General features: G+C 71.5%; 21 protein-coding genes. 15 read left to right on the top strand and 6 right to left on the bottom strand.

Annotation, left to right across the window (positions count from 1 at the left end; all coding sequences use genetic code 11):
• Nucleotides 1-3: 3 nt before the first annotated feature.
• The gene (locus tag ACFZBT_RS05425; protein ID WP_391098894.1) at nucleotides 4-879 is read right to left on the bottom strand and encodes an amidohydrolase family protein; all 876 of its coding nucleotides are present in this window, start codon (nucleotides 877-879) and stop codon (nucleotides 4-6) included.
• Nucleotides 880-890: 11 nt separating this feature from the next.
• Nucleotides 891-1,808, bottom strand: coding sequence for an SDR family oxidoreductase (locus tag ACFZBT_RS05420; RefSeq protein WP_391098587.1), 918 nt, complete (start codon nucleotides 1,806-1,808; stop codon nucleotides 891-893).
• 219 nt (nucleotides 1,809-2,027) lie between these two features.
• On the opposite strand from ACFZBT_RS05420, the gene ACFZBT_RS05415 reads away from it, so the two are divergent.
• The 5 genes from ACFZBT_RS05415 to ACFZBT_RS05395 all read left to right on the top strand — a co-directional run bounded on the left by ACFZBT_RS05415 (nucleotide 2,028) and on the right by ACFZBT_RS05395 (nucleotide 7,648).
• Entirely contained in the window at nucleotides 2,028-2,453 is a 426-nt protein-coding gene (locus ACFZBT_RS05415) for a MarR family transcriptional regulator (protein ID WP_391098585.1), read from the top strand.
• Between the two features lie 80 nt (nucleotides 2,454-2,533).
• Nucleotides 2,534-3,880, top strand: a complete 1,347-nt coding sequence (locus ACFZBT_RS05410) for an MFS transporter (protein WP_391098582.1) — start codon at nucleotides 2,534-2,536, stop codon at nucleotides 3,878-3,880.
• Complete coding sequence (locus ACFZBT_RS05405; RefSeq protein WP_391098579.1) at nucleotides 3,877-5,247, top strand: alpha/beta fold hydrolase; 1,371 nt, start codon at nucleotides 3,877-3,879, stop codon at nucleotides 5,245-5,247. The genes ACFZBT_RS05410 and ACFZBT_RS05405 overlap by 4 nt, the downstream gene beginning before the upstream one ends.
• A complete protein-coding gene (locus tag ACFZBT_RS05400; RefSeq protein ID WP_391098577.1) occupies nucleotides 5,244-6,035 on the top strand; it encodes an IclR family transcriptional regulator C-terminal domain-containing protein in 792 nt (263 codons plus the stop codon). Before ACFZBT_RS05405 ends, ACFZBT_RS05400 begins: the two co-directional genes overlap by 4 nt.
• Nucleotides 6,036-6,253: 218 nt before the next feature.
• On the top strand, nucleotides 6,254-7,648 hold the full coding sequence (locus tag ACFZBT_RS05395; protein ID WP_391098575.1) for a carbohydrate-binding protein: 1,395 nt from the start codon (nucleotides 6,254-6,256) through the stop codon (nucleotides 7,646-7,648).
• A gap of 51 nt (nucleotides 7,649-7,699) precedes the next feature.
• Here the strand turns inward: ACFZBT_RS05395 and ACFZBT_RS05390 are convergent, their stop codons facing one another.
• On the bottom strand, nucleotides 7,700-8,596 hold the full coding sequence (locus tag ACFZBT_RS05390) for a helix-turn-helix domain-containing protein (protein ID WP_391098891.1): 897 nt from the start codon (nucleotides 8,594-8,596) through the stop codon (nucleotides 7,700-7,702).
• Between the two features lie 166 nt (nucleotides 8,597-8,762).
• On the opposite strand from ACFZBT_RS05390, the gene tkt reads away from it, so the two are divergent.
• The 8 genes from tkt to ACFZBT_RS05350 all read left to right on the top strand — a co-directional run bounded on the left by tkt (nucleotide 8,763) and on the right by ACFZBT_RS05350 (nucleotide 19,330).
• On the top strand, nucleotides 8,763-10,847 hold the full coding sequence (gene tkt / locus ACFZBT_RS05385) for a transketolase (RefSeq protein ID WP_391098572.1): 2,085 nt from the start codon (nucleotides 8,763-8,765) through the stop codon (nucleotides 10,845-10,847).
• Nucleotides 10,848-10,866: 19 nt separating this feature from the next.
• Nucleotides 10,867-12,012, top strand: coding sequence for a transaldolase (gene tal, locus ACFZBT_RS05380; protein WP_391098569.1), 1,146 nt, complete (start codon nucleotides 10,867-10,869; stop codon nucleotides 12,010-12,012).
• On the top strand, nucleotides 12,009-13,727 hold the full coding sequence (gene zwf / locus ACFZBT_RS05375; RefSeq protein ID WP_391098567.1) for a glucose-6-phosphate dehydrogenase: 1,719 nt from the start codon (nucleotides 12,009-12,011) through the stop codon (nucleotides 13,725-13,727). The genes tal and zwf overlap by 4 nt, the downstream gene beginning before the upstream one ends.
• Nucleotides 13,724-14,659 carry a glucose-6-phosphate dehydrogenase assembly protein OpcA gene (gene opcA, locus ACFZBT_RS05370; RefSeq protein WP_391098564.1) on the top strand — a complete coding sequence of 312 codons (936 nt, stop codon included), beginning with the start codon at nucleotides 13,724-13,726 and terminating at the stop codon, nucleotides 14,657-14,659. The genes zwf and opcA overlap by 4 nt, the downstream gene beginning before the upstream one ends.
• Nucleotides 14,652-16,316: a glucose-6-phosphate isomerase gene (pgi, locus tag ACFZBT_RS05365; protein ID WP_391098562.1), complete on the top strand. Its 1,665-nt coding sequence runs from the start codon at nucleotides 14,652-14,654 to the stop codon at nucleotides 16,314-16,316. Before opcA ends, pgi begins: the two co-directional genes overlap by 8 nt.
• 1 nt (nucleotide 16,317) lies before the next feature.
• Nucleotides 16,318-17,202 carry a phosphogluconate dehydrogenase (NAD(+)-dependent, decarboxylating) gene (gene gnd / locus ACFZBT_RS05360; RefSeq protein ID WP_391098560.1) on the top strand — a complete coding sequence of 295 codons (885 nt, stop codon included), beginning with the start codon at nucleotides 16,318-16,320 and terminating at the stop codon, nucleotides 17,200-17,202.
• 4 nt (nucleotides 17,203-17,206) lie between these two features.
• A complete protein-coding gene (locus tag ACFZBT_RS05355; RefSeq protein WP_391098558.1) occupies nucleotides 17,207-17,794 on the top strand; it encodes a histidine phosphatase family protein in 588 nt (195 codons plus the stop codon).
• Between the two features lie 69 nt (nucleotides 17,795-17,863).
• Nucleotides 17,864-19,330 carry a membrane-associated oxidoreductase gene (locus tag ACFZBT_RS05350; RefSeq protein WP_391098556.1) on the top strand — a complete coding sequence of 489 codons (1,467 nt, stop codon included), beginning with the start codon at nucleotides 17,864-17,866 and terminating at the stop codon, nucleotides 19,328-19,330.
• Here ACFZBT_RS05350 and ACFZBT_RS05345 read toward each other — a convergent pair.
• Both ACFZBT_RS05345 and ACFZBT_RS05340 read right to left on the bottom strand, forming a co-directional pair.
• Nucleotides 19,317-21,113: a TIM barrel protein gene (locus ACFZBT_RS05345; RefSeq protein ID WP_391098554.1), complete on the bottom strand. Its 1,797-nt coding sequence runs from the start codon at nucleotides 21,111-21,113 to the stop codon at nucleotides 19,317-19,319. The two genes, ACFZBT_RS05350 and ACFZBT_RS05345, sit on opposite strands and share 14 nt — an antisense overlap.
• An 89-nt stretch (nucleotides 21,114-21,202) precedes the next feature.
• Nucleotides 21,203-22,090: a shikimate dehydrogenase gene (locus ACFZBT_RS05340; protein WP_391098552.1), complete on the bottom strand. Its 888-nt coding sequence runs from the start codon at nucleotides 22,088-22,090 to the stop codon at nucleotides 21,203-21,205.
• 143 nt (nucleotides 22,091-22,233) lie between these two features.
• Between ACFZBT_RS05340 and ACFZBT_RS05335 the strand changes: the two genes are divergently transcribed.
• On the top strand, nucleotides 22,234-22,905 hold the full coding sequence (locus ACFZBT_RS05335; RefSeq protein ID WP_391098550.1) for a TetR family transcriptional regulator: 672 nt from the start codon (nucleotides 22,234-22,236) through the stop codon (nucleotides 22,903-22,905).
• A 174-nt stretch (nucleotides 22,906-23,079) separates the two neighbouring features.
• Nucleotides 23,080-24,438: an MFS transporter gene (locus ACFZBT_RS05330; protein WP_391098547.1), complete on the top strand. Its 1,359-nt coding sequence runs from the start codon at nucleotides 23,080-23,082 to the stop codon at nucleotides 24,436-24,438.
• A 94-nt stretch (nucleotides 24,439-24,532) separates the two neighbouring features.
• Here ACFZBT_RS05330 and ACFZBT_RS05325 read toward each other — a convergent pair whose 3' ends face one another.
• On the bottom strand, nucleotides 24,533-24,943 hold the full coding sequence (locus ACFZBT_RS05325) for a VOC family protein (protein WP_391098544.1): 411 nt from the start codon (nucleotides 24,941-24,943) through the stop codon (nucleotides 24,533-24,535).
• Nucleotides 24,944-24,982 lie beyond the last annotated feature (39 nt).

The raw sequence follows: 24,982 nt of genomic DNA, 5'->3' as shown, positions 1-24,982 counted from the left end.
CCCTTACGGTTTCGTCAGCCCGAGCAGGCGGGCGGCGTTCTCCTTGAGGATCTTCGGCCGGACCTCTTCCTTGATCGTCAGCTTGTCGAAGTCGGCGAGCCAGCGGTCGGGGGTGAGGACGGGGAAGTCGGAGCCGAAGAGGACCTTGTCCTTCAGCAGCGTGTTCGCGTACTGCACGAGCTGCGGCGGGAAGTACTTCGGCGACCAGCCGGACAGGTCGATGTGCACGCCCGGCTTGTGCGTGGCGACGGCCAGGGCCTCGTCCTGCCAGGGGAACGACGGGTGCGCCAGGATGATCTTCAGATGCGGGAAGTCGGCGGCGACGTCGTCCACGTGGAGGGGGTTGGAGTACTTGAGGCGGATGCCGCCTCCCCCGGGGACTCCGGCGCCTATGCCGGTCTGGCCGGTGTGGAACAGGGCGATGGTGCCGGTCTCCTCGATGACCTCGAACAGGTCGTAGGCCACCGAGCGGTCGTTGGGGAAGAAGCCCTGGATGCTGGGGTGGAACTTGAAGCCCTTCACCCCGTACTCCTCGACCAGGCGGCGGGCCTGCTTGACGCCCGCCTTCCCCCGGAAGGGGTCGATGGAGGCGAAGGGGATGAGGACGTCGGCGTTGGCGGCGGCAGCCTCGGCGACCTCCTCGTTGGGGACGGGCGGGGTGCCGGTGGCGGACTCGGCGTCGACCGTGAAGATCACGGCGGCCATCCTCCGCTCGCGGTAGTAGGCGGCGGTCTCCTCCAGAGTCGGCTTCCGCTTGCCTTCGACCTTGAAGTAGGCGGAGGACGCGTCGTGCAGGTCGTCGTCCAGGGAGGAGTGGCCCTTGGAGGACACCTCCGCGTGGGTGTGGACGTCGATCGCGACGAGGTCGTCCGGGTTCATGGAGCGGTCCATCACGCCTCCGGGAACTTCGGCGCCGGGATGCCGACCGACTGCGGTTCGGCACCGACCGAGGTGGGCCAGGCGTCGGCCAGGGCGCCGGGGGTCCAGCCGCCGTCGGCGTACGCCGCCCTGATCTCCTGCGGATGCGACCAGAGTGCCACCTTGTCGCCGCCGATGCCGATGGCCTGGCCGGTGACGCCCCGGGCGGCCTCGGAGGCGAGGAAGGGGACCAGGGCCGCGCAGTCCTCCGGGGTGCCGAAGCCCTCGCCCTTGCGCAGGAAGTCCGGCAGCGGCTCGCCGCCGCGCATGGCCTCGATGTACGGGGCGAAGGCCGGGATCGTCTCGGTCATGGCGGTCGCGGCGACCGGCACGATCGCGTTGACGGTGATGTTCGCGCGGCCCAGCTCCATGGACCAGGTGCGGGCCATGGCGGCGATGCCGGCCTTGGCGGCGGCGTAGTTCGTCTGGCCGAAGTTGCCGCGCTGCCCGGCCGGGGAGCCGACCAGGATCAGCGAGCCGCCCTCGCCCTGCTCGCGCATCCGGACGGCGGCGGCGCGGGCGCAGGTGAAGGTGCCCTTGAGGTGGGTGGTGATCACCGCGTCGAAGTCCTCGTCGGTCATCTTCCACAACACCTTGTCGCGCAGGATGCCCGCGTTGGTGACGAGGATGTCCAGTCGGCCGAACTCCTCGACCGCGCGGGCGACCAGCCGGTCCGCCGCCTCGGCCGTCCCGACCGGGACCACCTCCGCCACGGCCTTGCCGCCCGCTTCCGCGATGGACTTCACGGCCGCCTCGGCCACGGCCTCGTCGACGTCGTTGACCACCACGGACGCGCCGTGGGCGGCCAGGGCATGGGCGTAGGCGAGGCCGAGGCCCCGGCCGCTGCCGGTGACGACGGCGACCTTTCCGGAGAGATCGATGCTGGGCACGGGTGGGTCCCTTCACGAGCTGATGCGGGGTGGTGCGGCTTCCTGACGCGGGTGGTGCGCCTTCGAGATCGAAGCTAAGAGCAATAATTGTTGACGTCAATAGTTGTTGGTGACCCACGGGTGCGAGATGCTGGAATCCCAGGACGCACCGAACACAGGGAGCCCGTCATCACACGCCAGAACGTCACCCCGAAGCCCATCGACGCGCACGAGCCGTGGATGCGCGGGCTGCATGCCGACACGGGCTACCTGCTGTACCGCCTGGGCCTGCGCTCGGGGCAGCTCTTCAACGCCTGCCTCCAGGAGTCGGGCGTGCGCCTGCGCCACTACGCGGTGCTGCGCTTCCTCGCCACTTCCGACGGCGCCCTCCAGCGCGAGCTGAGTACCCGGCTCGGCTACGACCCGAGCGCGATCGTCGGCCTGGTCGACGACCTGGAGAAGCTGGGCTTCGCCGAGCGCCGCCCCTCCCCCGACGACCGCCGCAGCCGGATCGTCGCGCTGACCGAGAACGGCCGCGCGTTCCTGCGCGACACCGACGAGGCCGGGCTGCGGGTGACCAACGAACTGCTGGGCCCGCTGGAGGAGGCCGAGCGGGAGGCGCTGCACGCGCTACTGCTGCGGATCGCGGAGGACGGCCTGAACTGATGTTGTGCAAATGATTGACTGCTGCACGATAGATGCATAACTTCACGGGCTATCCGAGACCCGTCCCCAGGGAGCTCCCCGTGCAGCCATCCCCCTCAGCCGCTCAACTCGCCCCGGATTCACGGCAGTTGCGCCGCGTGGCCATCTCCGGCCTGCTCGGCACGACCGTCGAGTTCTACGACTTCCTCGTCTACGGCACGGTCGCCGCGCTGGTCTTCGGCGACCTGTTCTTCCCCCAGGCCGACCCGGCCGTGGGCACCATCGCGGCATTCGGGACGTTCGCCGCGGGCTATCTCGCCCGCCCGCTCGGCGGCATCGTCTTCGGCCACTTCGGCGACCGGATCGGGCGCAAGTCGATGATGCTGCTGACCATGGTCCTGATGGGCCTGGGCAGCTTCCTCATCGGCCTGCTGCCCACCTACGACGCGATCGGCGTCTGGGCCCCGGTCCTGCTCGTCGCGCTGCGCGTCGTGCAGGGCATCGCGATCGGCGGTGAGTGGGGCGGCGCGATGCTGATGGTCGTCGAGCACGCCGAGAAGACGCAGGGATCCCGGCGCGGTCTGTGGTCCAGCTTCACCCAGCTCGGCGCCCCGCTCGGTTCCGTGCTGTCGGCCGGTGTGGTCACCCTCGTCGCCGGCCTGCCCGACGACGACTTCCGCTCCTGGGGCTGGCGGGTGCCGTTCCTGCTGAGCATCGTGCTGCTGGCCGTCGGTCTGTTCGTGCGCCTCAAGGTCGCCGAGAGCCCGCTGTTCGCACAGGCCAGGCGGGAGCCGGTGGACAAGCCGCCGATCGTGGAGGTGCTGCGCCGCCCGAAGCCGGTGCTGCTCGCCGCGTGCGTCGGCATCGGCGCGTTCACCACCCAGTCCCTGCTGACGAGTTTCATGATCTCCTACGCCGTCGACCAGGGGTACACCCGGCCGCAGGTGCTGACCGCGGTGACCGTCGCCTCCTGTGTGGCCCTCGCCGTGCTGCCCGCCGCGTCCGCGCTGTCGGACCGGGTCGGCCGCCGGCCCGTGGTGCTCGCCGGCGCCATCGCCTCGGCCGCGCTCGCCTTCCCCGTGCTGGCCCTGGTCGACTCGGGCTCCCCCGGCCTGCTCATCCTCGCCCTCGCCCTCGGTCACGGGGTCGCCCAGTCCACGATGTACGGGCCGCTCGGGGCGCTGCTCACCGAGATGTTCGGCACCCGCGTCCGCTACACCGGCGCCTCCCTCGGCTACCAGGCGGCCACCCTGGTCGGCGCAGGTTTCTCCCCGCTGATCGCCGGCAGCCTCCTCGCCTCGTACGGGGGCGGCAGCACGCCCGTCTCACTGCTGCTGTGCGCCGGCGCCGCGATCACCGCCGTCACCGTGTGGCGGCTGCGCGAGACACACACGGACGCCCTGGACTCCCCCGCCGCCACCCCCACCCTGGAAGGGACCCCGCGTTGAGGATCCGCCTCGCTCTGCTGACCACCTGCCTGTCTCTGGCGACGGCCCTGCCCGCGCAGGCCGCCGACGCCGCCGACAGTCATCTGGAGGGCACGCTCCCCTCCGGCGCCGCGTACGTGATGGACATGCCCGCGTCCTGGAACGGCACGGTGCTGCTGTTCAGCCACGGCTACACCCCGGCCGGAGCCCCCAACCCGGCGCAGAACGCGCCACGTCCGCCCGTGCGCGACAAGCTGCTGGCCGAGGGCTACGCCCTGATCGGCTCCTCGTACGCGACGAACGGCTGGGCCATCTCCGAGGCGGTGCCCGACCAACTCGCCACGCTGGACCTGTTCACCGAGAAGTTCGGGCAGGCCCGGCGGACGCTGGCCTGGGGCAGCTCCTACGGCGGCTTCGTCACCACCACGCTCGCCGAGCGGCACGCCGACCGCTTCGACGGCTCGCTGTCGATGTGCGGGCTGGTGCAGGGCGGCGTCGCCAACTGGAACAGCACCCTGGACCCGGTGTTCGCGCTGCGCACGCTGCTCGCCCCGGGCTCCGGAATCCGGCTGGCGGGGTTCGCGGACCAGGCGGAGGCGGTCGCCGCCGCGAAGTCGCTCACCACGAAGGTCGACGCCGCCCAGCAGACCCCGGAGGGCCGGGCGCGCATCGCCCTCGCCGCCGCCCTGCACAACATCCCCGGCTACAACGACGCCTCGCAGCAGAAGCCGGGCCCCACCGACTGGGACACGCAGCAGTCCAACCAGTTCACCGCCGTCAAGGGGCTGCTGCAGAGGCCCGCCTTCAGCTGGCGGCAGGAGGCGGAGAGCCGGGCGGGCGGCAACCCGTCCTGGAACACCGGCGTCGACTACACCTCCCTGCTCGCCCGGTCCCCGCTGTACAAAGAGGTGACCGAGCTCTACAAGGAGGCGGGACTGTCCTTGCGCGGCGACCTCTCGGCCCTCGGCCGGGCACCCCGGATCTCCGCCGACCCCTCGGCCGTGGGGTGGCTGCGGAAGACCAGCGTGCTGTCCGGCCGGCTCACCGACCCCCAGCTGAACATCCACACGACGGGTGACGCGCTGATCCCGGTCCAGGCCGAGAGCGCCTACCGGCGGGCGGCGACGGCCGGGGGCTCCGCGGGGCTGCTGCGCCAGGCGTACGTCGACGGCCCCGGCCACTGCACCTTCACCACCGGCGAGACGCTGGCCGCCCTGGACACCCTGGAAGACCGCCTGGACACGGGCCGCTGGGACGTGTCGCCCGGCACGCTCAACTCCCGTGCGGGGCAGGAGGACCCGACGACCGCGGCCCGCTACGTCCCCTACCGTCCGGCCGCCTACCCCCGCCCCCACGACCTCGCCCACCCGGGAGACCACCGGCCATGACCGGCCCCACCGCGCCCGACCGGCTGCTGTCCGTGCTCGCGGCCTTCGACCACGAGCATCCGGCGCTGTGCCTGACGGACATCAGCCGGCGGGCCGGGCTGACCCTGACCACCGCCCACCGGCTGGTGGGCGCGCTCACCGAGTGGGGCGCTCTGGAGCGGGACGAGTCCGGCGTCTACCACGTCGGGCTCCGGCTGTGGGAGCTGGCCGCGCTGGCGCCGCGCGGCCTCGCCCTGCGGCAGATCGCGCTGCCGTATCTGGAGGACCTGTACGAGGCCACGCACGAGAACGTGCAACTGGCCGTGCGGGACGGGTCCGACGTCGTCTACATCGAGTGGCTCTCGGGCCGGTCCGCGGTCGGCGTGCACATACGCGTCGGCGCCCGCTGGCCGCTGCATGCCACCGGCGTCGGGCTCGCCCTGCTGGCCCACGGCGACCCGGAGTTCCAGCGGGAGTACTGCGCGGGCGAACTCGCTTCCTTCACGCCGTACACGATCACCGAACCGGTGCGGCTGCGGCGGGAACTGGCCGAAGTGCGCCGCACCGGCGTTGCGGTGAGCGACCGTCAGATCACGGACGACGCCCTGTCGGTGGCCGCCCCGGTACGGGCGGCGGACGGCACGGTGACCGCCGCCGTGTCCATCGTGGTGCCGCAGGCCGACGCCCAGGTGCCGGTGCTGGGCCCGGCGGTGCGGGTGGCGGCGCGGGGGATCTCACGGGCCCTGGGGTGGCAGCCGGAGCGGGCCCGGGGCGGACTCAACGGTTTGTCGGCATCGGCTTCCCCGTGAAGCGGTCGCCGGGGATCAGTCCCTTGCTTCAGATCCTCCCCGCTCAAGTGGCGCATGGGCTGCCGCTGACACTCCTGGCGCTCGGTCCGTTCAAGCTGTGCACTCATCGAACGGCCCCTAGATTTCCCGGCTTTACCTCTTGACGACCTGCGTGACGTGGAGCACATTGGCGGCACTTTGAGAGCGCTCTCACCCCTCCACTCGAGAGGCATCCCCCCATGAGCGACCCCTCCCGCACTTCCCACAGACGCAGCCCCTTCCGGCGGGCGTTCATCGCCGTCGTCAGCACGCTCGGTCTGGCGGCAGCCGCCACCACGGCCGCCACCCCCGCCGCGAACGCCTCCGCCCCGCCGCCCCCGTCGGGCTGGACGCAGATGTTCGTGGACGACTTCAACGGCGCCGCGGGCAGTGGCGTCAACACGTCCAACTGGCAGTACGCCACCGGCAAGGGCTACCCGGGCGGCCCCGCCAACTGGGGCACCGGCGAGATCGAGACGATGACGAGCAGCGCGGACAACGTCTCGCTCGACGGCAACGGCAACCTCCGCATCACGCCCCGCCGGGATGCCGCCGGGAACTGGACCTCCGGCCGCGTCGAGACCAACCGCACCGACTTCCAGCCCCCGGCCGGCGGCACACTCCGCGTCGAGTCGCGCATCCAGGTTCCGAACGTCACCGGGGCCGCGGCGAAGGGCTACTGGCCCGCCTTCTGGATGCTGGGCGCCCCCTACCGCGGCGACTACTGGAACTGGCCGGCCGTGGGCGAGCTGGACATCATGGAGAACACCCAGGGCATGAACACGGTGTTCGCGACCATGCACTGCGGCACCTCGCCGGGCGGCCCCTGCAACGAGACCAGCGGCATCGGCAGTTCGACCACCTGCCAGGGCACCACCTGTCAGGCCGGCTTCCACACCTACCGGATGGAGTGGGACCGCTCGACGAGCGTCGAGGAGATCCGCTTCTACCTCGACGGCGTCAACTTCCACACCGTGCGCGCCAACCAGGTCGACGCGACGACCTGGCGGAACGCCACCGACCACGGCTTCTTCGTCATCCTGAACGTGGCGATGGGCGGCGGCTTCCCGGACGCCTTCGGCGGCGGCCCGGACGCCGGGACGCAGCCGGGCCACGCGATGGTCGTCGACTACGTCCAGGTGCTCTCGTCCGGCGGCGGCACCACGCCCCCGCCGACAGGCAACCGCGACGCCTACTCCGCCATCCAGGCCGAGTCCTACGACGGCCAGTCCGGGGTGAGCACCGAGAATACGACCGACTCCGGCGGCGGCCAGAACATCGGCTCACTGGCCAACGGCGACTGGCTGCACTTCAAGGGCGTGAACTTCGGCTCCTCGGCGGCCCGGCAGTTCAGCGCCCGGGTCGCGAGCGGTGCGGCGGGCGGCGTCAGCGGGCTGGTCGAGGTGCGACTGGACAGCCGGAGCAGCGCGCCTGTCGGGAGTTTCGCCGTCGGCAGCACCGGGGGCTGGCAGTCCTGGCGGACGATTCCGGCGAACATCAGCTCCGTTACGGGCACGCACGACGTGTATCTGACCTTCACCAGCGGTCAGCCGCAGGACTTCGTCAACGTCAACTGGTTCACCTTCGGCCGTTGACAGCGCCCGGAAAGGGGCTCCACGCGCGCGTGGAGCCCCTTTCCGCTGCCCTCAGCGCAGGTCCGCCCGGAACGCGGCCGGGGTCTGGTCCGTGTGCTGGTGGAAGAACTTGGAGAAGTTCGCCGCGTCGGGGAAGCCGACCGCCGCGCCGACCCTGCCGATCGGCAGGTCGGTGTGGGCGAGGAGCCGCTTGGCCTCCAGCACGACGCGCTTGTCGATGAAGGCCTTGGGGGTGTCGCCGGTGGCGGCGCGGACCGCGCGGACCAGGGTGCGGCGGGAGTAGCCGAGGGCATCGGCGTAGGCGCTGACACTGTGGTTGGTGGCGAAGTCCCGCTCCACGGCGTCCCGGAAGAGCGTGAAGGTGGAGTCCGACCGCCGGCGCACCGACTCCGCCGAACTCGCCGCGAGATGGGCGAGCCGCAGCAGAAACGCCGTCAGCGAGTGGCGCAGCACGGCGGTGTGCAGACTGAGCGGCAGCGTGGCCGTGTCCTCGTACTCGCGCCGCAGGTGTTCGAGCGCGGCGCGCAGCCCGGCGAGTTCGGCCGGGCCGGGTCGCAGCAGCGGCGGCAGATCGTAGCGGTACAGGCCGGTGGCCTCGACGGTCGCGCGGGGCAGGAATCCCGGCTGCATGGTCAGCACCGTTCCGCGGTACTCGCTCGTTCGCGAGAAGCGGTGGACCTGCCCCGGGCGGATCCACAGCAGGTCCCCGGCCCCGGCCTCGTGCTCGGTGAAGTCGACCATGTGCCGGACCGGACCCTCGGCGAACAGCATCACGACATGGAAGTCGATGCGGTGCACGCGCTCCAGGGGCGCGTCGGCGTGCCAGGTGCGGCCGGTGCCCATGGGGCCGACCTGCATGCCGACACCGCCGACGCTCAACTCGACCGGAAAGGGGAACGTTCTGATCCCGTCGCCGCCTCGGATGGTTCTCTCCGCCATGTCCGCCATATCCGCCATGTCCGCCTCGCGCCGCCCCGTTCGCGCCCCGCACCGCCGCCGGGTGTCCCACTTTCACCACACCCTGGCACACGGCGACCTTCCGTCGAAAAAGTCAGACTTTTAGTTTTGAACACATCAGACCAGCCACTTCGCTCCTATCGAGGACTTCTTGAAGATGAGCACGCAGACAGCGGACAGCGCGGACAGCTTCGAATGGACCGAACTCGACCGGCGTGCCGTCGACACCGCCCGTGTTCTGGCGGCGGACGCCGTCCAGCGGGTCGGCAACGGCCATCCCGGTACCGCGATGAGCCTGGCTCCGGCCGCCTACACGATCTTTCAGAAGGTGATGCGGCACGACCCCGCCGACCCGGAGTGGGCCGGCCGTGACCGCTTCGTCCTCTCCCCCGGCCACACCTCGCTGACCCTGTACACGCAGCTGTACCTCGCGGGCTACGAGCTGGGGCTGGACGACCTGAAGGCGTTCCGCACGCACGGCTCGAAGACGCCGGGCCACCCCGAGTACGGGCACACCGCGGGCGTGGAGACCACGACCGGCCCGCTGGGCCAGGGCGTCGCGAACGCGGTCGGCATGGCGATGGCCGCCCGTTTCGAGCGCGGCCTGTTCGACCCGGAGGCGCCCGAGGGCGAGTCCCCGTTCGACCACACCGTCTGGGCGATCGTCTCGGACGGCGACCTCCAGGAGGGTGTCTCCGCCGAGGCCTCCTCCCTCGCCGGACACCAGAAGCTCGGCAACCTGGTCTTCCTCTACGACGACAACCACATCTCCATCGAGGGCGACACCGCGACCGCCTTCTCCGAGGACGTGCTGAAGCGGTACGAGGCCTACGGCTGGCATGTGCAGCGGATCGAGCCGCAGGAGGACGGCGACGTCGACGTACGGGCGCTGCACGCGGCCCTGAGGGCGGCTCAGGCGGAGACCGGGCGCCCCTCGATCATCGCGATGCGCACGATCATCGCCTGGCCCGCCCCCAACGCGCGCAACACCGAGGCCTCCCACGGCTCGGCGCTCGGCGAGGACGAGGTGGCCGCCACCAAGCGCCTCCTCGGCTTCGACCCGGAGCAGACCTTCGAGGTCGCCGACGAGGTGCTGGCCCACACCCGCGGGGCCCTGGACCGGGGCGCCGAGGCGCGCACCGCCTGGGACAAGCGGATCGCCGCCTGGCGCGGTGACAACCCGGAGCGCGCCGTCACCTTCGACCGCGTCAGCAAGGGCGAGCTGCCCGAGGGCTGGGAGGACGCCCTGCCGGTGTTCGAACCGGGCAAGGCGGTCGCCACCCGGGCCGCGTCCGGCAAGGTCCTCCAGGCGCTCGGCGCGGTCGTCCCCGAGCTGTGGGGCGGCTCGGCCGACCTGGCCGGCTCGAACAACACCACCATCGACAAGACGTCGTCGTTCCTCCCGAAGGGCAACCCGCTGCCGGAGGCCGACCCGTACGGCCGGACGATCCACTTCGGCATCCGCGAGTTCTCCATGGCCGCGGAGATGAACGGCATCGCCCTGCACGGCAACACCCGGATCTACGGCGGCACCTTCCTGGTCTTCTCCGACTACATGCGCAACGCGGTGCGGATGTCGGCCCTGATGCAGCTGCCGGTGACGTACGTGTGGACGCACGACTCGGTCGGCCTGGGCGAGGACGGCCCGACCCACCAGCCGGTCGAGCACCTGGCCGCGCTGCGGGCCATCCCGGGACTGAACGTCGTACGCCCGGCCGACGCCAACGAGACGGCGACCGTCTGGGCCGAGATCCTCCGGCGGCACACCACCGACCCGGCCCCGCACGGCCTCGCGCTCACCCGCCAGGGCGTGCCCACGTACGAGCCGAACCCTGACGCGGCCCGCGGCGGCTACGTCCTCGCGGAAGCGTCGCGGGAGACCCCGGAGGTGATCCTGATCGCCACCGGTTCGGAGGTGCAGCTCGCCGTCGCCGCCCGTGAGGCCCTGGAGGCCGAGGGGGTCGGCACCCGGGTGGTGTCGATGCCGTCGGTGGAGTGGTTCGAGGAGCAGCCGCGCGAGTACCGCGAGCGGGTGCTGCCGCCGTCCGTGAAGGCCCGGGTCGCGGTCGAGGCCGGTATCGGCCTGACCTGGCACCGGTTCGTGGGGGACGCGGGACGCATCGTCTCCCTGGAGCACTTCGGCGCCTCCGCCGACGCCAAGACCCTGTTCGCCGAGTTCGGCTTCACCTCCGAGAACGTCGCCGCCGCGGCCCGCGAGTCCCTCGCCGCCGCGCGTGGCTGATCCGAACGCCCGAAAGAAGATGATCACTGTGACCGAAGCGACCGCGAGCGCGGGAGCACTCAAGCGCCTGTCCGACGAGGGCGTGTCGATCTGGCTCGACGACCTGTCGCGCCGGCGGATCGAGTCCGGCAACCTGGCCGAGCTCGTCGCCACGAGGAACGTCGTCGGCGTCACCACCAACCCGTCCATCTTCCAGGCCGCCATCGGCTCCGGCGAGGGCTACGAGGCACAGCTCGCCGATCTGGCGGTGCGGGGCGTCACCGTCGACGAGGCCGTCCGGATGATGACCACCGCCGACGTCCGCGCCGCCGCCGACATCCTGCGACCGGTGTACGACGCCACCGGCGGCCGGGACGGCCGGGTCTCCATCGAGGTCGACCCGCGTCTGGCCCACGACACGGCGGCGACGGTCGCCGAGGCCCGGCAGCTGGCCTGGCTGGTGGACCGCCCCAACGTGATGATCAAGATCCCGGCGACGAAGGCCGGCCTGCCGGCGATCACCGAGGTGATCGGCGCGGGCATCAGCGTGAACGTGACGCTGATCTTCTCGCTGGAGCGCTACCGCGAGGTCATGGACGCCTATGTCGCCGGTCTGGAGAAGGCACAGGCGGCCGGTCTCGACCTGTCGGCCATCCATTCGGTGGCGTCCTTCTTCGTTTCCCGCGTCGACTCCGAGATCGACAAGCGGCTGACGCTGCTGGGCACGGACGAGGCCCTCGCCCTGAAGGGCCGGGCGGGCCTGGCCAACGCGCGGCTCGCCTACGAGGCGTACGAAGAGGTCTTCGCCGGGGCGCGCTGGCAGGCGCTGGGCGGGGCCCACGCGAACCGGCAGCGCCCCCTTTGGGCCTCCACCGGTGTGAAGGACCCCGCGTACAAGGACACCCTGTACGTGGACGAACTGGTCGCCGCCGGCACGGTCAACACCATGCCGGAGGCCACGCTGAACGCCGTCGCCGACCACGGCGACGTCCAGGGCGACACGGTCACCGGCGGTTACGCCCAGGCGCGCGCCGACCTGGCGGCCGTCGAGCGGCTCGGCATCGGGTACGACGAGGTGGTGCGGCAACTGGAGAACGAGGGCGTGGCCAAGTTCGAGGTGGCCTGGCAGGACCTGCTGGACGCGGTCACCAAGTCCTTGAACAGCAAGGGAGTTGACGCGGAATGAGCGAGGACATCCCCCGGACGGCCATCCCCCAGACGGCCGAACAGGAGACCAAGGGGACCAAGGAGGAGAAGGAGGCCGTGGCGGCCCAGGAGGCGGCCGGGGTCGAGCAGACCGGGGTGGACGGCACGGCGCAGACGGGGGTGGACGGCACGGCCGAGGCCGCCGCCGTCCCGCCCAGGGAGTACACCGAGGCCGACTACGTCAACCCTCTGCGCGACGCGCGCGACCGCCGGCTGCCCAGGATCGCGGGCCCGTCCGGGCTCGTCATCTTCGGCGTGACCGGTGACCTGTCCCGCAAGAAGCTGATGCCGGCCGTGTACGACCTGGCCAACCGCGGCCTGCTGCCGCCGGGCTTCTCGCTGGTGGGCTTCGCCCGCCGGGACTGGGAGGACCAGGACTTCGCGCAGGTGGTGCACGACGCGGTCCGCGAGCACGCCAGGACCCCGTTCCGCGAGGAGGTCTGGCAGCAGCTCTCCGAGGGCATGCGGTTCATCCCGGGCGACTTCGACGACGACACGGCGTTCAAGCAGCTGCGGTCCGCCGTCGAGGAGCTGGACGCCTCCCGGGGCACGAGCGGCAACTACGCCTTCTACCTCTCGGTGCCGCCGAAGTTCTTCCCGAAGGTCGCCCAGCAGCTCAAGAAGCACGGGCTGGCGAACGCGCCCGAGGGCTCCTGGCGCCGCGCGGTCATCGAGAAGCCGTTCGGGCACGACCTGGAGTCGGCCGAGGAGCTGAACACGATCGTGCACGACGTGTTCGACCCGGAGCAGGTCTTCCGGATCGACCACTACCTCGGCAAGGAGACCGTCCAGAACATCCTGGCGCTGCGCTTCGCCAACCAGATGTTCGAACCGATCTGGAACCGGTCGTACGTCGACCATGTGCAGATCACCATGGCCGAGGACATCGGCATCGGCGGCCGGGCCGGGTACTACGACGGCATCGGCGCCGCCCGCGACGTCATCCAGAACCATCTGCTCCAGCTGATGGCGCTCACCGCGATGGAGGAGCCGGCCGCCTTCGACGCGGCGTCGCTGCTCACCGAGAAGCTGAAGGTGCTCCGGGCCGTGCAGCTGCCGGAGGACCTGGGGAAGAACACCGTGCGCGGGCAGTACGCGGCGGCCTGGCAGGGCGGCGCGAAGGTCGGCGGCTATCTGGACGAGGACGGCATCGACGCCTCGTCGAAGACCGACACCTACGCCGCGATCAGGCTCCAGGTGGACAACCGCCGCTGGGCGGGCGTCCCGTTCTACCTGCGCACCGGGAAGCGGCTGGGCCGCCGGGTGACGGAGATCGCGGTCGTCTTCCAGCGGGCCCCGCACTCCCCCTTCGACTCCACCGCGACCGAGGAGCTGGGCGCCAACGCGATCGTCATCCGCGTCCAGCCGGACGAGGGCATGACGGTCCGGTTCGGCTCCAAGGTGCCGGGTACGTCGATGGAGATCCGGGACGTGACGATGGACTTCGCCTACGGCGAGTCGTTCACCGAATCGAGCCCGGAGGCGTACGAACGGCTGATCCTTGACGTCCTCCTGGGCGACGCCAACCTGTTCCCCCGTCACCAGGAAGTGGAAGAGTCCTGGAAGATCCTCGACCCGATCGAGCGGTACTGGGCCACGCACGGCAGGCCCGCGCAGTACACGTCGGGCAGCTGGGGACCCGCGGAAGCCGACGAGATGCTCGCACGAGACGGACGGAGCTGGCGCAGGCCATGAAGATCGACCTGACCGACACCACGGCAAGCAAGATCAACAAGGCGCTGGTGCAGGGGCGCCGGGCCATCGGCACCCCCGCCGTGGGCATGGTCCTGACGATGGTGATCGTCACGGACGAGGAGAACGCCTACGACGCGATCAAGGCGGCCGAGGAGGCGTCGCACGAGCACCCCTCGCGCACCCTGGTCGTCATCAAGCGGCACGCCCGCACCCCGCGCGACCGCCAGTCCTCACGGCTGGACGCCGAGGTCCGGGTGGGCGCCGACGCGGGCACCGGCGAGACGGTGATCCTGCGGACCTACGGCGAGGTCTCCGACCACGCCGACTCTGTCGTCCTGCCGCTGCTGCTGCCGGACGCGCCGGTGGTGGTGTGGTGGCCGGTGGACGCCCCCGAGGTGCCGTCCAAGGACCCGCTCGGTGCGCTGGCCCAGCGGCGGATCACCGACCTGTACGCGGTGGAGAACCCCCTGGAGACGCTCCGGACCAGGGTCCGCTCCTACGCCCCGGGGGACACCGACCTGGCCTGGACCCGGCTGACGCCCTGGCGTTCGATGCTGGCGGCGGCGCTGGACCAGGCCCGGGCTCGGATCACCTCGGCGGCCGTGGAGGCCGAGGCCGAGAACCCGGCCGCCGAGCTGCTGGCCCGCTGGCTGGAGGCGCGGCTGCACGTCTCGGTCGACCGCGTGGTCACCGCCGGGCCGGTCGTGACGGCCGTAAGGCTGGGCACCGGGAACGGCGAGATCGTCATCGACCGCCCCGAGGGCCCGCTGGCCACGCTGACCCTGCCGGGCCAGCCCTCCCGCACCCTGGCACTGAAGGTCCGTGCCACCTCCGAACTCATCGCCGAGGAGCTCAGGCGCCTCGACGCCGACGAGATGTACGCCATCGCCCTGAACGGCGAGGCCACCGAGGAGACCCCCGCTCATGTCTGACTCCCCCTCCGGCTCCCCCGAGCTCACCCGGCGCCCCGAGTGGACCGCCCTGGAGGACCACCGCAAGGACGCCCTGCCGCAGCCGGACCTGCGTGAGCTGTTCGCAGCCGACCCGGGGCGCGCCGAGCGCTACGTCGTACGCGTGGGCGATCTGCGCATCGACTACTCCAAGCACCTGGTCACCGACGAGACGCTGGCCCTTCTCCAGGAGCTGGCCGCCGCCACCGACGTGTTCGGGCTGCGCGACGCCATGTTCCGCGGCGAGCGGATCAACGTCACCGAGGACCGGGCCGTCCTGCACACCGCGCTGCGGGCGCCGCGGGACGCGGTGGTCGAGGTCGACGGCGAGGACGTCGTGCCCGGTGTGCACGCGGTGCTCGACAGGATGGCCGGCTTCGCCGACCGCGTCCGCTCCGGGGAGTGGACCGGCCACACCGGCCGCCGTATCCGCAACGTCGTCAACATCGGCATCGGCGGTTCCGACCTCGGCCCCGCGATGGCGTACGAGGCGCTGCGGCCGTTCACCGACCGGGATCTGACGTTCCGCTTCGTGTCGAACGTGGACGGCTCCGACCTGCACGAGGCCGTGCGCGACCTGGACCCGGCGGAGACGCTCTTCATCGTCGCGTCCAAGACCTTCACCACGATCGAGACGATCACGAACGCGACCTCGGCGCGCTCCTGGCTGCTTCAGGGCCTGGGCGGCGACGAGAAGGCGGTGGCCAAGCACTTCGTGGCCCTGTCGACGAACGCGGAGAAGGTCGCCGGGTTCGGTATCGACGTCGACAACATGTTCGAGTTCTGGGACTGGGTCGGCGGGCGTTACTCGTACGACTCCGCGATCGGCCTGTCCCTGATGATCGCCATCGGCCCGGACCGCTTCCGGGAGATGCTCGACGGCTTCCGCATCGTCGACGAGCACTTCCGCAACGCCCCCGCCGAGGCCAACGCCCCGCTGCTGCTGGGCCTGCTGGGCATCTGGTACGGCAACTTCCACGACGCCCAGTCGCACGCGGTGCTGCCCTACAGCCACTATCTGTCGAAGTTCACCGCCTACCTCCAGCAGCTCGACATGGAGTCCAACGGCAAGTCGGTGGACCGCGAGGGCCGGCCCGTCCAGTGGCAGACGGGGCCGGTGGTGTGGGGAACGCCCGGCACCAACGGGCAGCACGCCTACTACCAGCTCATCCACCAGGGCACCAAGCTCATCCCCGCCGACCTGATCGGCTTCGCACGGCCCGTCGCCGAGCTGAGTGAGGAGCTCAAGGCGCAGCACGACCTGCTGATGGCCAACCTGTTCGCGCAGGGGCAGGCGCTCGCCTTCGGCAAGACCGCCGAGGAGGTGCGGGCGGAGGGCGTGCCCGAGGAGCAGGTGCCGCACCGCACCTTCCGGGGCAACCACCCGACCACGACGATCCTGGCCACCGAACTGACCCCGTCGGTCCTCGGCCAGCTGGTCGCCCTCTACGAGCACAAGGTGTTCGTGCAGGGCGCGGTCTGGAACATCGACTCCTTCGACCAGTGGGGAGTGGAGCTGGGCAAGGTCCTCGCCAAGCGCGTCGAGCCCGCCCTGACCGAGGGCGCGGATGTCCCCGGTCTCGACCCGTCCACGGCCGCGCTGGTGGCCGCCTACCGCAATCTTCGGGAAGTGAACTGACATGCAGATCGGTCTTGTGGGTCTCGGCAAGATGGGCGGCAACATGCGCGAACGCCTGCGCAACGCCGGCCACACCGTCATCGGCTACGACACCGACCCCGAGAAGTCCGACGTGGCCGGCCTGGCCGACCTCGTCAACGCGCTGGACGCGCCGCGCACCGTCTGGGTCATGGTCCCGGCCGGCGGCCCCACCCAGCACGTCATCGACCAGCTCGGGGGCCTCCTCAAGCCGTACGACACGGTCGTCGACGGCGGCAACTCCCGCTGGACGGACGACGAGAAGCACGCCGAGGAGCTGAGCAAGCACGGCATCGGCTTCGTCGACGCGGGCGTCTCGGGCGGCGTGTGGGGCCTGAAGAACGGCTACGCCCTGATGGTCGGCGGCGAGAAGGAGTACGTCGACCGCTTGCAGCCGATCTTCGAGGCGCTCAAGCCGGAGGGTCCGTACGGCTACGTCCACGCGGGCAAGGTGGGGGCCGGGCACTTCGCGAAGATGGTCCACAACGGCATCGAGTACGCGATGATGCAGGCCTACGCCGAGGGCTGGGAGCTGCTGGAGGCCGTGGACTCGGTGGACAACGTCCGCGAGGTGTTCCGCTCCTGGCAGGACGGCACCGTCATCCGCTCCTGGCTGCTCGACCTCGCGGTCAACGCGCTCGACGAGGACGAGCACCTGGAGAACCTCCGGGGATTCGCCCAGGACTCCGGCGAGGGGCGCTGGACCGTGGAGGCCGCGATCGACAACTCCGTGCCGCTGCCCGCGATCACCGCGTCCCTGTTCTCCCGGTTCGCCTCCCGTCAGGACGACTCGCCGCAGATGAAGATGATCGCGGCGCTGCGCAACCAGTTCGGCGGCCACGCCGTCGAGTCCGCGAAGAAGGCGTAGCACCGTGGGCGATCTGCTGATGGTCCGGCACGGCGAGACGGAGTGGAGCCGGAGCGGACAGCACACCAGCTTCACCGACCTGCCCCTCACCCCGCGCGGCGAGGAACAGGCCAAGTCGCTGGTTCCGCTGCTGGCGGGCCGCCCCTTCTCGCTGGTCCTCACGAGCCCCCTCACCCGCGCGGTGCGCACCGCCGAACTCGCGGGCCTGACGGGGGCCGTGCGGGACCCGGACCTGCACGAGTGGTACTACGGCGCCTACGAGGGCGTCACGACCGACGAGATACACCGCACCCGCCCGGACTGGGACCTGTGGACCGACGGAGGCCCGGCCGGCGGCGACGGCAAGCCGGGCGAGTCCCCCGAGGAGGTCGGCGAGCGCGCCGACCGGGTGCTGTCCCGGGTGGCGGGGGCGCTGCCCGAGGGCGATGTGATGCTGGTGGCCCACGGCCACTTCCTCCGCGCCCTGACGGCCCGCCGCCTTGGCCTGTCGGCGGCGGAGGGACGGCTGTTCCGGCTGGAGACCGGCACGGTCAGCCGGCTGTCGACCGAGCACGGCCGGCCCGTGATCGCGGAGTGGAACGCGCGGGCGTAACGGACGTCGGCCGGGGGTGAGTTGAGGGTGGGTTGACAGCCCCCGGCCGGCGCGTCAGAGTCCCGGCTGATGGAGATCGACAATATGACATCCGCCGAGGAGCGGGTGTGGCGCGCCTTCTCGCGCGGGCGGGACGTGAACTTCCGGGAGTCGGCGGACGAGGACCCGGAGCGGGGTGCGGAGTGGGGCCCCGAACGGACCGTGCGCGCGGCCGTGTTGCGGGCCCTGCTGCTGAGCGCTCCCCAGGAGGACGGGGAGACCGCCGCCCTCAGACTGGGTGGTGCGCGGATCACCGGGGTGCTCGACCTCAAGTACAGCGAGATCGACCACGCCGTGCGCCTGAGTCACTGCCACTTCGAGAAAGCCCCCGTGCTGTACGCGGCGCGCGTGCGCCAGCTGAACCTGCGCGACTCCGTCCTGCCCGGCCTGGATGCCGCCACGCTGCGGGTGGACGGCGTCCTGCGCATGTCGGACTGTCTGTTCGACGGGCCCGTGCGGCTCGGCGGCGCACAGATCGCGGGCGCGCTGTTCCTCAACCGGGCCGGCATCGATGAACGGTCCGCCGGTCAGCCCGCGCTCCAGCTCAACCATGTGACCATCGGGGACGGCCTGTCGGCTCCGGGCCTGCGGACGCGGGGCGGGGTACGGCTGACGGGTGCGTCGGTCGCCGGATCCGTCGACCTGAGCGACGCCCGGCTGCGGGGCAGCACGGGTGAGGTCGTCCTCGACGCGGAGCTGGCCGCGGTGGAGGGCGACGTCCTGCTGCGCGGCGTGGGGACATCCGGCTGGATCGGCCTGCGCGGCGCCCGGATCGGGGGCCGTCTCGACCTGTCGCACGCGCGCCTGTCGAACCCGGGCGACGCCGCGCTGCGGGCCAGCAGCTGCACCATCGGGGAGGTCTGGCTGCGCAAGAGCCCGCCCATGGAGGGCACGCTCAATCTGCGCCGCGCCCAGCTGGACGTCCTGTGGCTGGAGCCGGACGTGGTCCCGGAGGAGGTCCTGCTCGACAGCCTCGTCTACACCTCCCTCACCCCGCACGCGCCCGCCGAGCGACGGCTGGCGATGCTGGAGCGGGACGGCGAGGGCTATGTCCCGCACGCCTACGAGCAGTTGACGGCCGCCTACCGGCGCATCGGCGACGACCACGCCGCCCGCCAGGTCCAGCTCGCCAAGCAGCGCCGCCACCGCGGCACCCTCCCCTGGTACGGCCGGCTCTGGGGCTATGTCCAGGACGCCACCGTCGGCTACGGCTTCCGCCCCCTGCGGGCCGCGGGCTGGCTGGTGTCGCTGCTCGTGATCGGCTCCCTCGCCTACGCGCTGCACCACCCCCGGCCGCTGAAGACGGACGAGGCCCCGCAGTTCAACCCGGTGTTCTACACACTGGATCTGCTCCTGCCGGTGATCTCCTTCGGGCAGGAGGGGGCGTTCGCCCCCGCGGGCGGCTACCAGTGGCTGTCCTACGCCCTGGTCCTCACCGGCTGGATCCTCGCCACGACGGTCGTCACGGGCATCACCCGGACCGTCAGCCGCCAGTGAGGGCCCGCACCGTGTGCTGCGCCGCCAGCCGTACCGGGGCGTTGGCGGCGCCGTAGCCCCGGTAGCCGCCGTCGCGCTGGACCAGTTCGAAGAAGACGCGGCCGATGGTCCGGGTGTAGCAGTGGCGGAAGACGCCGTGCGCGTCCCGGTCGTAGAGGATGCCGAGGTCCCGGTAGGTCTCCAGCTCCCCGTCGGCGAACTCGAAGCGGGCGGCGAGGTCGTCGTAGTAGTTCGCCGGGACGGGCAGCAGCCGGCCGCCGGCTTCGCGGAAGCGGCGGGCCGCGGCGGCAACGTCGTCGGTGGCGAGGGCGATGTGCTGGGCCTGGACGGTGTCGTCCGTGGGCGCGGCGCCGACCGAGAGGGCGATCCGGACGCTGCCGTCGGCGTTGGTGACGGCGCGGCTGCGCAGCAGTCCGTAGGGGTCGGCGACGTCCACGCTCTCCTGGGCCTGCAGGCCGAGCACCCCGCGATGGAAGAGGGCCGCCTCGTCGAAGTGGTGCCAGGGCTGGGTCAGGGCGAGATGGTCGATACGGCGGATGCCCGTGGGGGCGGGGGCCGGGCCGGTGTCCTCGAAGTCGGCCCGCCAGTCGGGCAGGCCCGGGCGGCCGGTGGCGCAGAAGAAGAGCTCCGTGCCGTCGGGGGCTGCGACCGCGTCCAGCGGGGCGTCCTCGGGTGCGCGGCGGCGGGGCAGGACAGGTGCCAGCAGCGCCTCGGCACGCCGGGCCGCGGCGGCCGGGTCGGGCGACTCCAGCCCGATCGCGGCGAGCTGGGTGCCGTCGCGGCGGACGGCAGGCCCGGTGTTGACGAGGATCCGGGCCTCGCCCTGCTCCCACAGGGCGACGGGCTTGCCGCGGTGCCGGGCGGTGCGGGTGAAGCCGAGGGAGCCGAGCAGGGCGGTGAGGGGCTCGGCGTCGGGCGTGACCAGCTCGGCGAAGGCGACGCCGGTGGGGACGACGGGGTCGGGCAGGGGTGCCCGGCCGACCGTCTCCTGGAGGACCAGCAGGGAACGCCGGGCGTCCACGGCGGTCGGGCCGGCGTCGGCCTGCCGGAAGACGTCGTTGAAGACCTCCAGGGAGAGCGGGCCGTCGTAGCCGGTGCTCAGGACGTGCCGCACGAGGCCCGCCACGTCGAAGCCGCCCTGGCCGGGGAAGCAGCGGTAGTGGCGGCTCCACTGGAGGACGTCCATGGCGAGCAGCGGGGCGTCGGCGAGCTGGAGGAAGAAGATCTTCTCGCCGGGGATGTCCGCGATGCCCTTGGGGTCCGAGCCACGGGACAGGATGTGGAAGCTGTCCAGGCAGGTGCCGAGCGCCGGGTGCCCGGCCGCCTCGACGATGCGCCAGGCGTGGTCGTACGTACTGACGTGCCGTCCCCAGGCGAGCGCCTCGTAGGCCACCCTGACACCGGACTCCCGCGCGAGGTCGGCGAGCCGGCTGAGCTGCTCGGCGGCGAGGGCGTCGTCGTCCACCGCCTGCGGGGAGACGCTGGAGCAGACGAGGACGGTGTCGGCGCCGAGCCTGCGCATCAGCTCGAACTTGTGCCGGGCCCGCCGCAGGTTCCGGGCGAACTCGGCCTCGGGAACGGCCTCGATGTCCCGCATCGGCTGGAAGAGGTCGACGGTCAGTCCGAGATCGGCGCAGCGGGCGCGGATGTCCTCGGGGGTGAGGGGGCTGGCCAGCAGATCGTTCTCGAAGATCTCCACCCCGTCGAAGCCGGCCCGGGCCGCGGCGTCGAGTTTCCCGGTGAGGGATCCGCTGAGGGAGACGGTGGCGATGGACGTACGCATGGATACTTGCTCCTTCGACATGCCGCGATACAGCGCTCCGTAGAGGGGCGCGGGGAACTGCGCGAGCAACCGAGGCCGACCCGCAGCCGTCAAGCGGCCCCGCCCACCGAGCTCTCGACGTCACCGGCCAACTCCGCGATGTCCGCGAGCATCCGCACACTGTCCGGCTCGCACCCGGTGAACAGCCGAAAGGCATCCGCGGCCTGGAACGCGGCCATACCGCCCCCGTCCAGAACAGCGCAGCCGACCGCGCGGGCGGTGCGCAGCAGTTCGGTCTCCAGCGGGCGGTAGACCACCTCGGCGACCCACAGTCCGGGGTGGAGCAGGCCGGCGGGCAGGGGCAGGCCGGGGTGGGCCGCCATGCCGGTGGGCGTGGCATGGACGATGCCGTCGGCGTGCGCGAGCAGCTCGGCCTGTCGTTCCGGGGGCGCGGCGGCGGCGCGGCCCTGGCCGAAGGCGCGGTTCAGGGAGTCGGCGAGGGCCGCGGCCCGCTCGGGCAGCGCGTCCACGACGATGACCCGCTCGGCACCGAGGGTGAGCGTGGCGTGCGCGACGGCCGCGCCCGCGCCTCCGGCGCCCAGCTGCACGACCCGCTCCAGCGGTGCGTCGGGCAGTCCGCGCGCGAAGGACGCGGCGAAACCGGTGACGTCCGTGTTGTGGCCGACGGCGCGGCCGTCCTCGAACACGACGGTGTTGACCGCGCCCAGCGCCTCGGCCTGCGGGGAGAGCGCGTCCAGGTGCTCGATGACGAGCTGCTTGCAGGGGTGCGTGATGTTGAGCCCGTCGAAGCCCAGGTCGCGGGCGGCCCGCACCAGATCGCCCACCGCCTCGGGCGGCATCCCGAGGGAATCGATGTCGATGAGCCGGTACAGCAGGCGCAGGCCCTGGCGGTCGCCCTCCCGCTCGTGCAACGCCGGACTGAGCGACGGGCCGATGCCGGAACCGATCAGTCCGACGAGATACGACTCCTTGGGCACGCGACGCCTCCTGAGCGACTCACTAATGTACGAACTAGTACGTTAGCTATATCAGCCGAGCGCGAGCGCGGGAAGACCCCACGGGCGGCCGCTCCCCTGCTTCTACAATCACCGGCACCGGCCCCTCCGCCCGAAGGAACCTGATGACCAGCGTCGAAGAACCGGCACGCCCCGGCGAGCGCGAGCGCGTCCGCGACGCCGCCCGCACCCAGGCCGAGATCCTCGACGTCGCCACGCAGGAGTTCGCCCGGGCCGGCTACGACGGGGCCCGGGTGGACGAGATCGCCGCCCGCACCCGCACCACGAAGCGGATGATCTACTACTACTTCGGCGGCAAGGAGCAGCTGTTCACCTCCGTGCTGGAGCGGGCGTACGGGGTGATCCGGGAGGCCGAGCAGCAGCTCGACGTCGAGCACCTGGACCCGGTGGCGGCGATCCGGCGCCTGGCCGAGGTGACCTTCGACCACCATGAGCGGCACCCTGACTTCATCCGCCTGGTCAGCATCGAGAACATCCACGAGGCGCAGCACATCGCCGCCTCCGAGAAGCTCGGCAAGATCGGCTCCCCCGCCCTGGACGTGATCCGCCGGATCCTGGCGTCCGGCCAGGAGTCGGGCCTGTTCACGGCGGACGTCGACGCCGTCGATCTGCACGCGATGATCTCCTCGTACTGCTTCTTCCGGGTCTCCAACCGGCACACTTTCGGCGCGCTGTTCGGCCGCGACCTGCTGGATCCGGCGCAGCGCGCGCACTACCGCACCATGCTGGGCGACATGGTGATCGCGTATCTGACCGCGGAACGCACGGCGGACTGAGCGGACCCCTGACTCCCGCGCGCGACCTCTTGACACCGGCGGCACACGGGCGCAGCATCACTGGCCATCCCCTACTAACTACCCAGTGGGTTAATTAGCCGCGATCCGGCACGTCTCCCCCTGCTCGCCGTTCGTCCCGCTCCGCCTAAGGTGGAGCCCGCTAAGGAGCCGCACGTGTCCGTCCCCGCCACGCCCCAAGGGGCCGCAGCCCCGCCCGGTCAGCCCAGGAAAGCCGCGACTGCCGCCTGGATCGGCAGCGCGCTGGAGTACTACGACTTCTTCATCTACGGCAGCGCCGCCGCGCTGATCTTCCCCGCCGTGTTCTTCGACGAGTCGGATCCGGCGACCGCGACCCTGCTGTCGCTGGCCACGTTCGGCGTCGCGTACGCCGCCCGGCCGGTCGGCGCGCTGGTCCTCGGCCACTTCGGCGACAAGCTCGGCCGCAAGAAGATCATGGTCTTCACGCTGATGCTGATGGGCCTGTCGACGTTCCTGATCGGCTGTCTGCCGACCCGGGACCAGGTCGGCACCCTCGCCCCGGTCCTGCTGGTGCTGTGCCGGGTTCTCCAGGGCATCTCGGCTGCGGGCGAGCAGGCCAGCGCCAACTCCATGACGCTGGAACACGCGCCACCGGGCCGGCGCGGCTTCTTCACCAGCTTCACCCTCAGCGGCACCCAGGGCGGCCAGCTGCTGGCCACGCTGGTCTTCCTCCCGGTCGCCGCGATGCCTGAGGAGCAGTTGCTGTCGTGGGGCTGGCGGGTGCCGTTCTGGCTGAGCGTCGGTGTCGCCGTCGTCGGCTACGTCATCCGGCGCAAGCTGGACGAGACCCCGGCCTTCGCGCAGCAGGCCGCCGAGGAGGGCGTGGTCAAGCTGCCGCTGGTGGTACTGATGCGCGAGCACTGGACGGATGTGCTGCGGGTGATCGGGGGCGCGCTCATCGCCTCGGTCAGCACGATCTTCACGGTGTGGGCGCTGGCGTACGCCACCAGCGACGCGGTGGGCATGTCACGTACCGCCATGCTGTGGGTGGGTGCCCTGGCCAATGTCGTCGCGCTCGCCGCGATCCCGCTGTGGGCCACGCTGTCCGACCGGATCGGCCGCCGCCCGGTGTTCCTGATCGGCGCGGCCGGCAGCGCGGTGACGATGTTCCTGTACCTGTGGGCGATCTCCACGGGCTCCTACCCGCTGACGTTCCTGACGGGCATCCTCTGCTTCGGCGTCGTCTACAGCGCCGCGAACGGTGTGTGGCCCGCCTTCTACGGCGAGATGTTCACGACCCGGGTCCGGCTGTCCGGCGTGGCCATCGGCACGCAGATCGGTTTCGCCGCGGCCGGTTTCGCGGTGACGTTCGCCGCGCAGATCGCCGGGCCGGACGGCGACGACTGGTCGGCGGTGGCGCTGTTCACGGCGGCGCTGTGCGTGCCGCCCGTGATCGCGGCGCTGTCCGCGCGTGAGACGAACCGGGTTCCCACGGAGGGGCTCGGTGAGCGTGCGGCTCAGGGAACCGGTCAGCCGGAGAAGGTGGCGGCCTGACCCTTTGATGCCTGGTGCGGGTGCGTGGGGGCTGGTCGCGCACGCGCGGCGGAGCCGCAAGTCGATACAGCCCCGCGCGCCTCGGGGTCGGTCTTCAGGTGTTGGACCAGGCTCGGCGGCACAGGACCAAGCGGTAGCCGTCGGGGTCCTCGACGGTGATACCCCACTCGTTCCAGTAGGGGTTGGGGGATTCCACCCGCTTGCCGCCGTGCGCCTCCAGGCGTGCGACGAGGTCGTCCGGGACGGGGCCGTCCGCGTAGATCACCAGCAGGTCCTCCTCGGTGGGGCGCGGCGCGACCGGACGCGCGGCCTCGTGCACCAGCTCCAGGTGCCAGTCGGCGTCGGGCCAGCCGAGCATCAGCAGATCATGCTCCCCCGGTTCGCCCCCGCCCTCGGCCCGCCACACCACGTCCAGCCCGAGCCCCTCCCGCCAGAACCGCTCGGCCGCGGCGAGGTCCCGGGAAGGTCGGGCGATACGGATGTGACTGCGGCCGTTCACGGGCATGGCGTCCTCTTCTCATGGCGTCCTGGTCCGCGGCGGCCG

Origin of the sequence: Streptomyces sp. NPDC008137 (assembly GCF_042957035.1) — a bacterium.
In the GTDB taxonomy this organism is placed as follows: Bacteria; Actinomycetota; Actinomycetes; order Streptomycetales; family Streptomycetaceae; genus Streptomyces.
The sequence above is the reverse complement of the archived record's forward strand: the minus strand, read 5'-3'. Positions and strand labels throughout refer to the sequence as shown.

Excerpts from the sequence above, each read along its gene's own strand:
- ACFZBT_RS05390 (WP_391098891.1), bottom strand. The coding sequence starts at position 8,596 with ATGGCGGACATGGCGGAGAGAACCATCCGAGGCGGCGACGGGATCAGA.
- pgi (WP_391098562.1), top strand. The coding sequence starts at position 14,652 with ATGTCTGACTCCCCCTCCGGCTCCCCCGAGCTCACCCGGCGCCCCGAG.
- tal (WP_391098569.1), top strand. The coding sequence starts at position 10,867 with ATGATCACTGTGACCGAAGCGACCGCGAGCGCGGGAGCACTCAAGCGC.
- tkt (WP_391098572.1), top strand. The coding sequence starts at position 8,763 with ATGAGCACGCAGACAGCGGACAGCGCGGACAGCTTCGAATGGACCGAA.
- ACFZBT_RS05350 (WP_391098556.1), top strand. The coding sequence starts at position 17,864 with ATGGAGATCGACAATATGACATCCGCCGAGGAGCGGGTGTGGCGCGCC.
- opcA (WP_391098564.1), top strand. The coding sequence starts at position 13,724 with ATGAAGATCGACCTGACCGACACCACGGCAAGCAAGATCAACAAGGCG.
- ACFZBT_RS05345 (WP_391098554.1), bottom strand. The coding sequence starts at position 21,113 with ATGCGTACGTCCATCGCCACCGTCTCCCTCAGCGGATCCCTCACCGGG.
- zwf (WP_391098567.1), top strand. The coding sequence starts at position 12,009 with ATGAGCGAGGACATCCCCCGGACGGCCATCCCCCAGACGGCCGAACAG.
- ACFZBT_RS05325 (WP_391098544.1), bottom strand. The coding sequence starts at position 24,943 with ATGCCCGTGAACGGCCGCAGTCACATCCGTATCGCCCGACCTTCCCGG.
- gnd (WP_391098560.1), top strand. The coding sequence starts at position 16,318 with ATGCAGATCGGTCTTGTGGGTCTCGGCAAGATGGGCGGCAACATGCGC.
- ACFZBT_RS05415 (WP_391098585.1), top strand. The coding sequence starts at position 2,028 with ATGCGCGGGCTGCATGCCGACACGGGCTACCTGCTGTACCGCCTGGGC.
- ACFZBT_RS05425 (WP_391098894.1), bottom strand. The coding sequence starts at position 879 with ATGAACCCGGACGACCTCGTCGCGATCGACGTCCACACCCACGCGGAG.
- ACFZBT_RS05400 (WP_391098577.1), top strand. The coding sequence starts at position 5,244 with ATGACCGGCCCCACCGCGCCCGACCGGCTGCTGTCCGTGCTCGCGGCC.
- ACFZBT_RS05395 (WP_391098575.1), top strand. The coding sequence starts at position 6,254 with ATGAGCGACCCCTCCCGCACTTCCCACAGACGCAGCCCCTTCCGGCGG.
- ACFZBT_RS05335 (WP_391098550.1), top strand. The coding sequence starts at position 22,234 with ATGACCAGCGTCGAAGAACCGGCACGCCCCGGCGAGCGCGAGCGCGTC.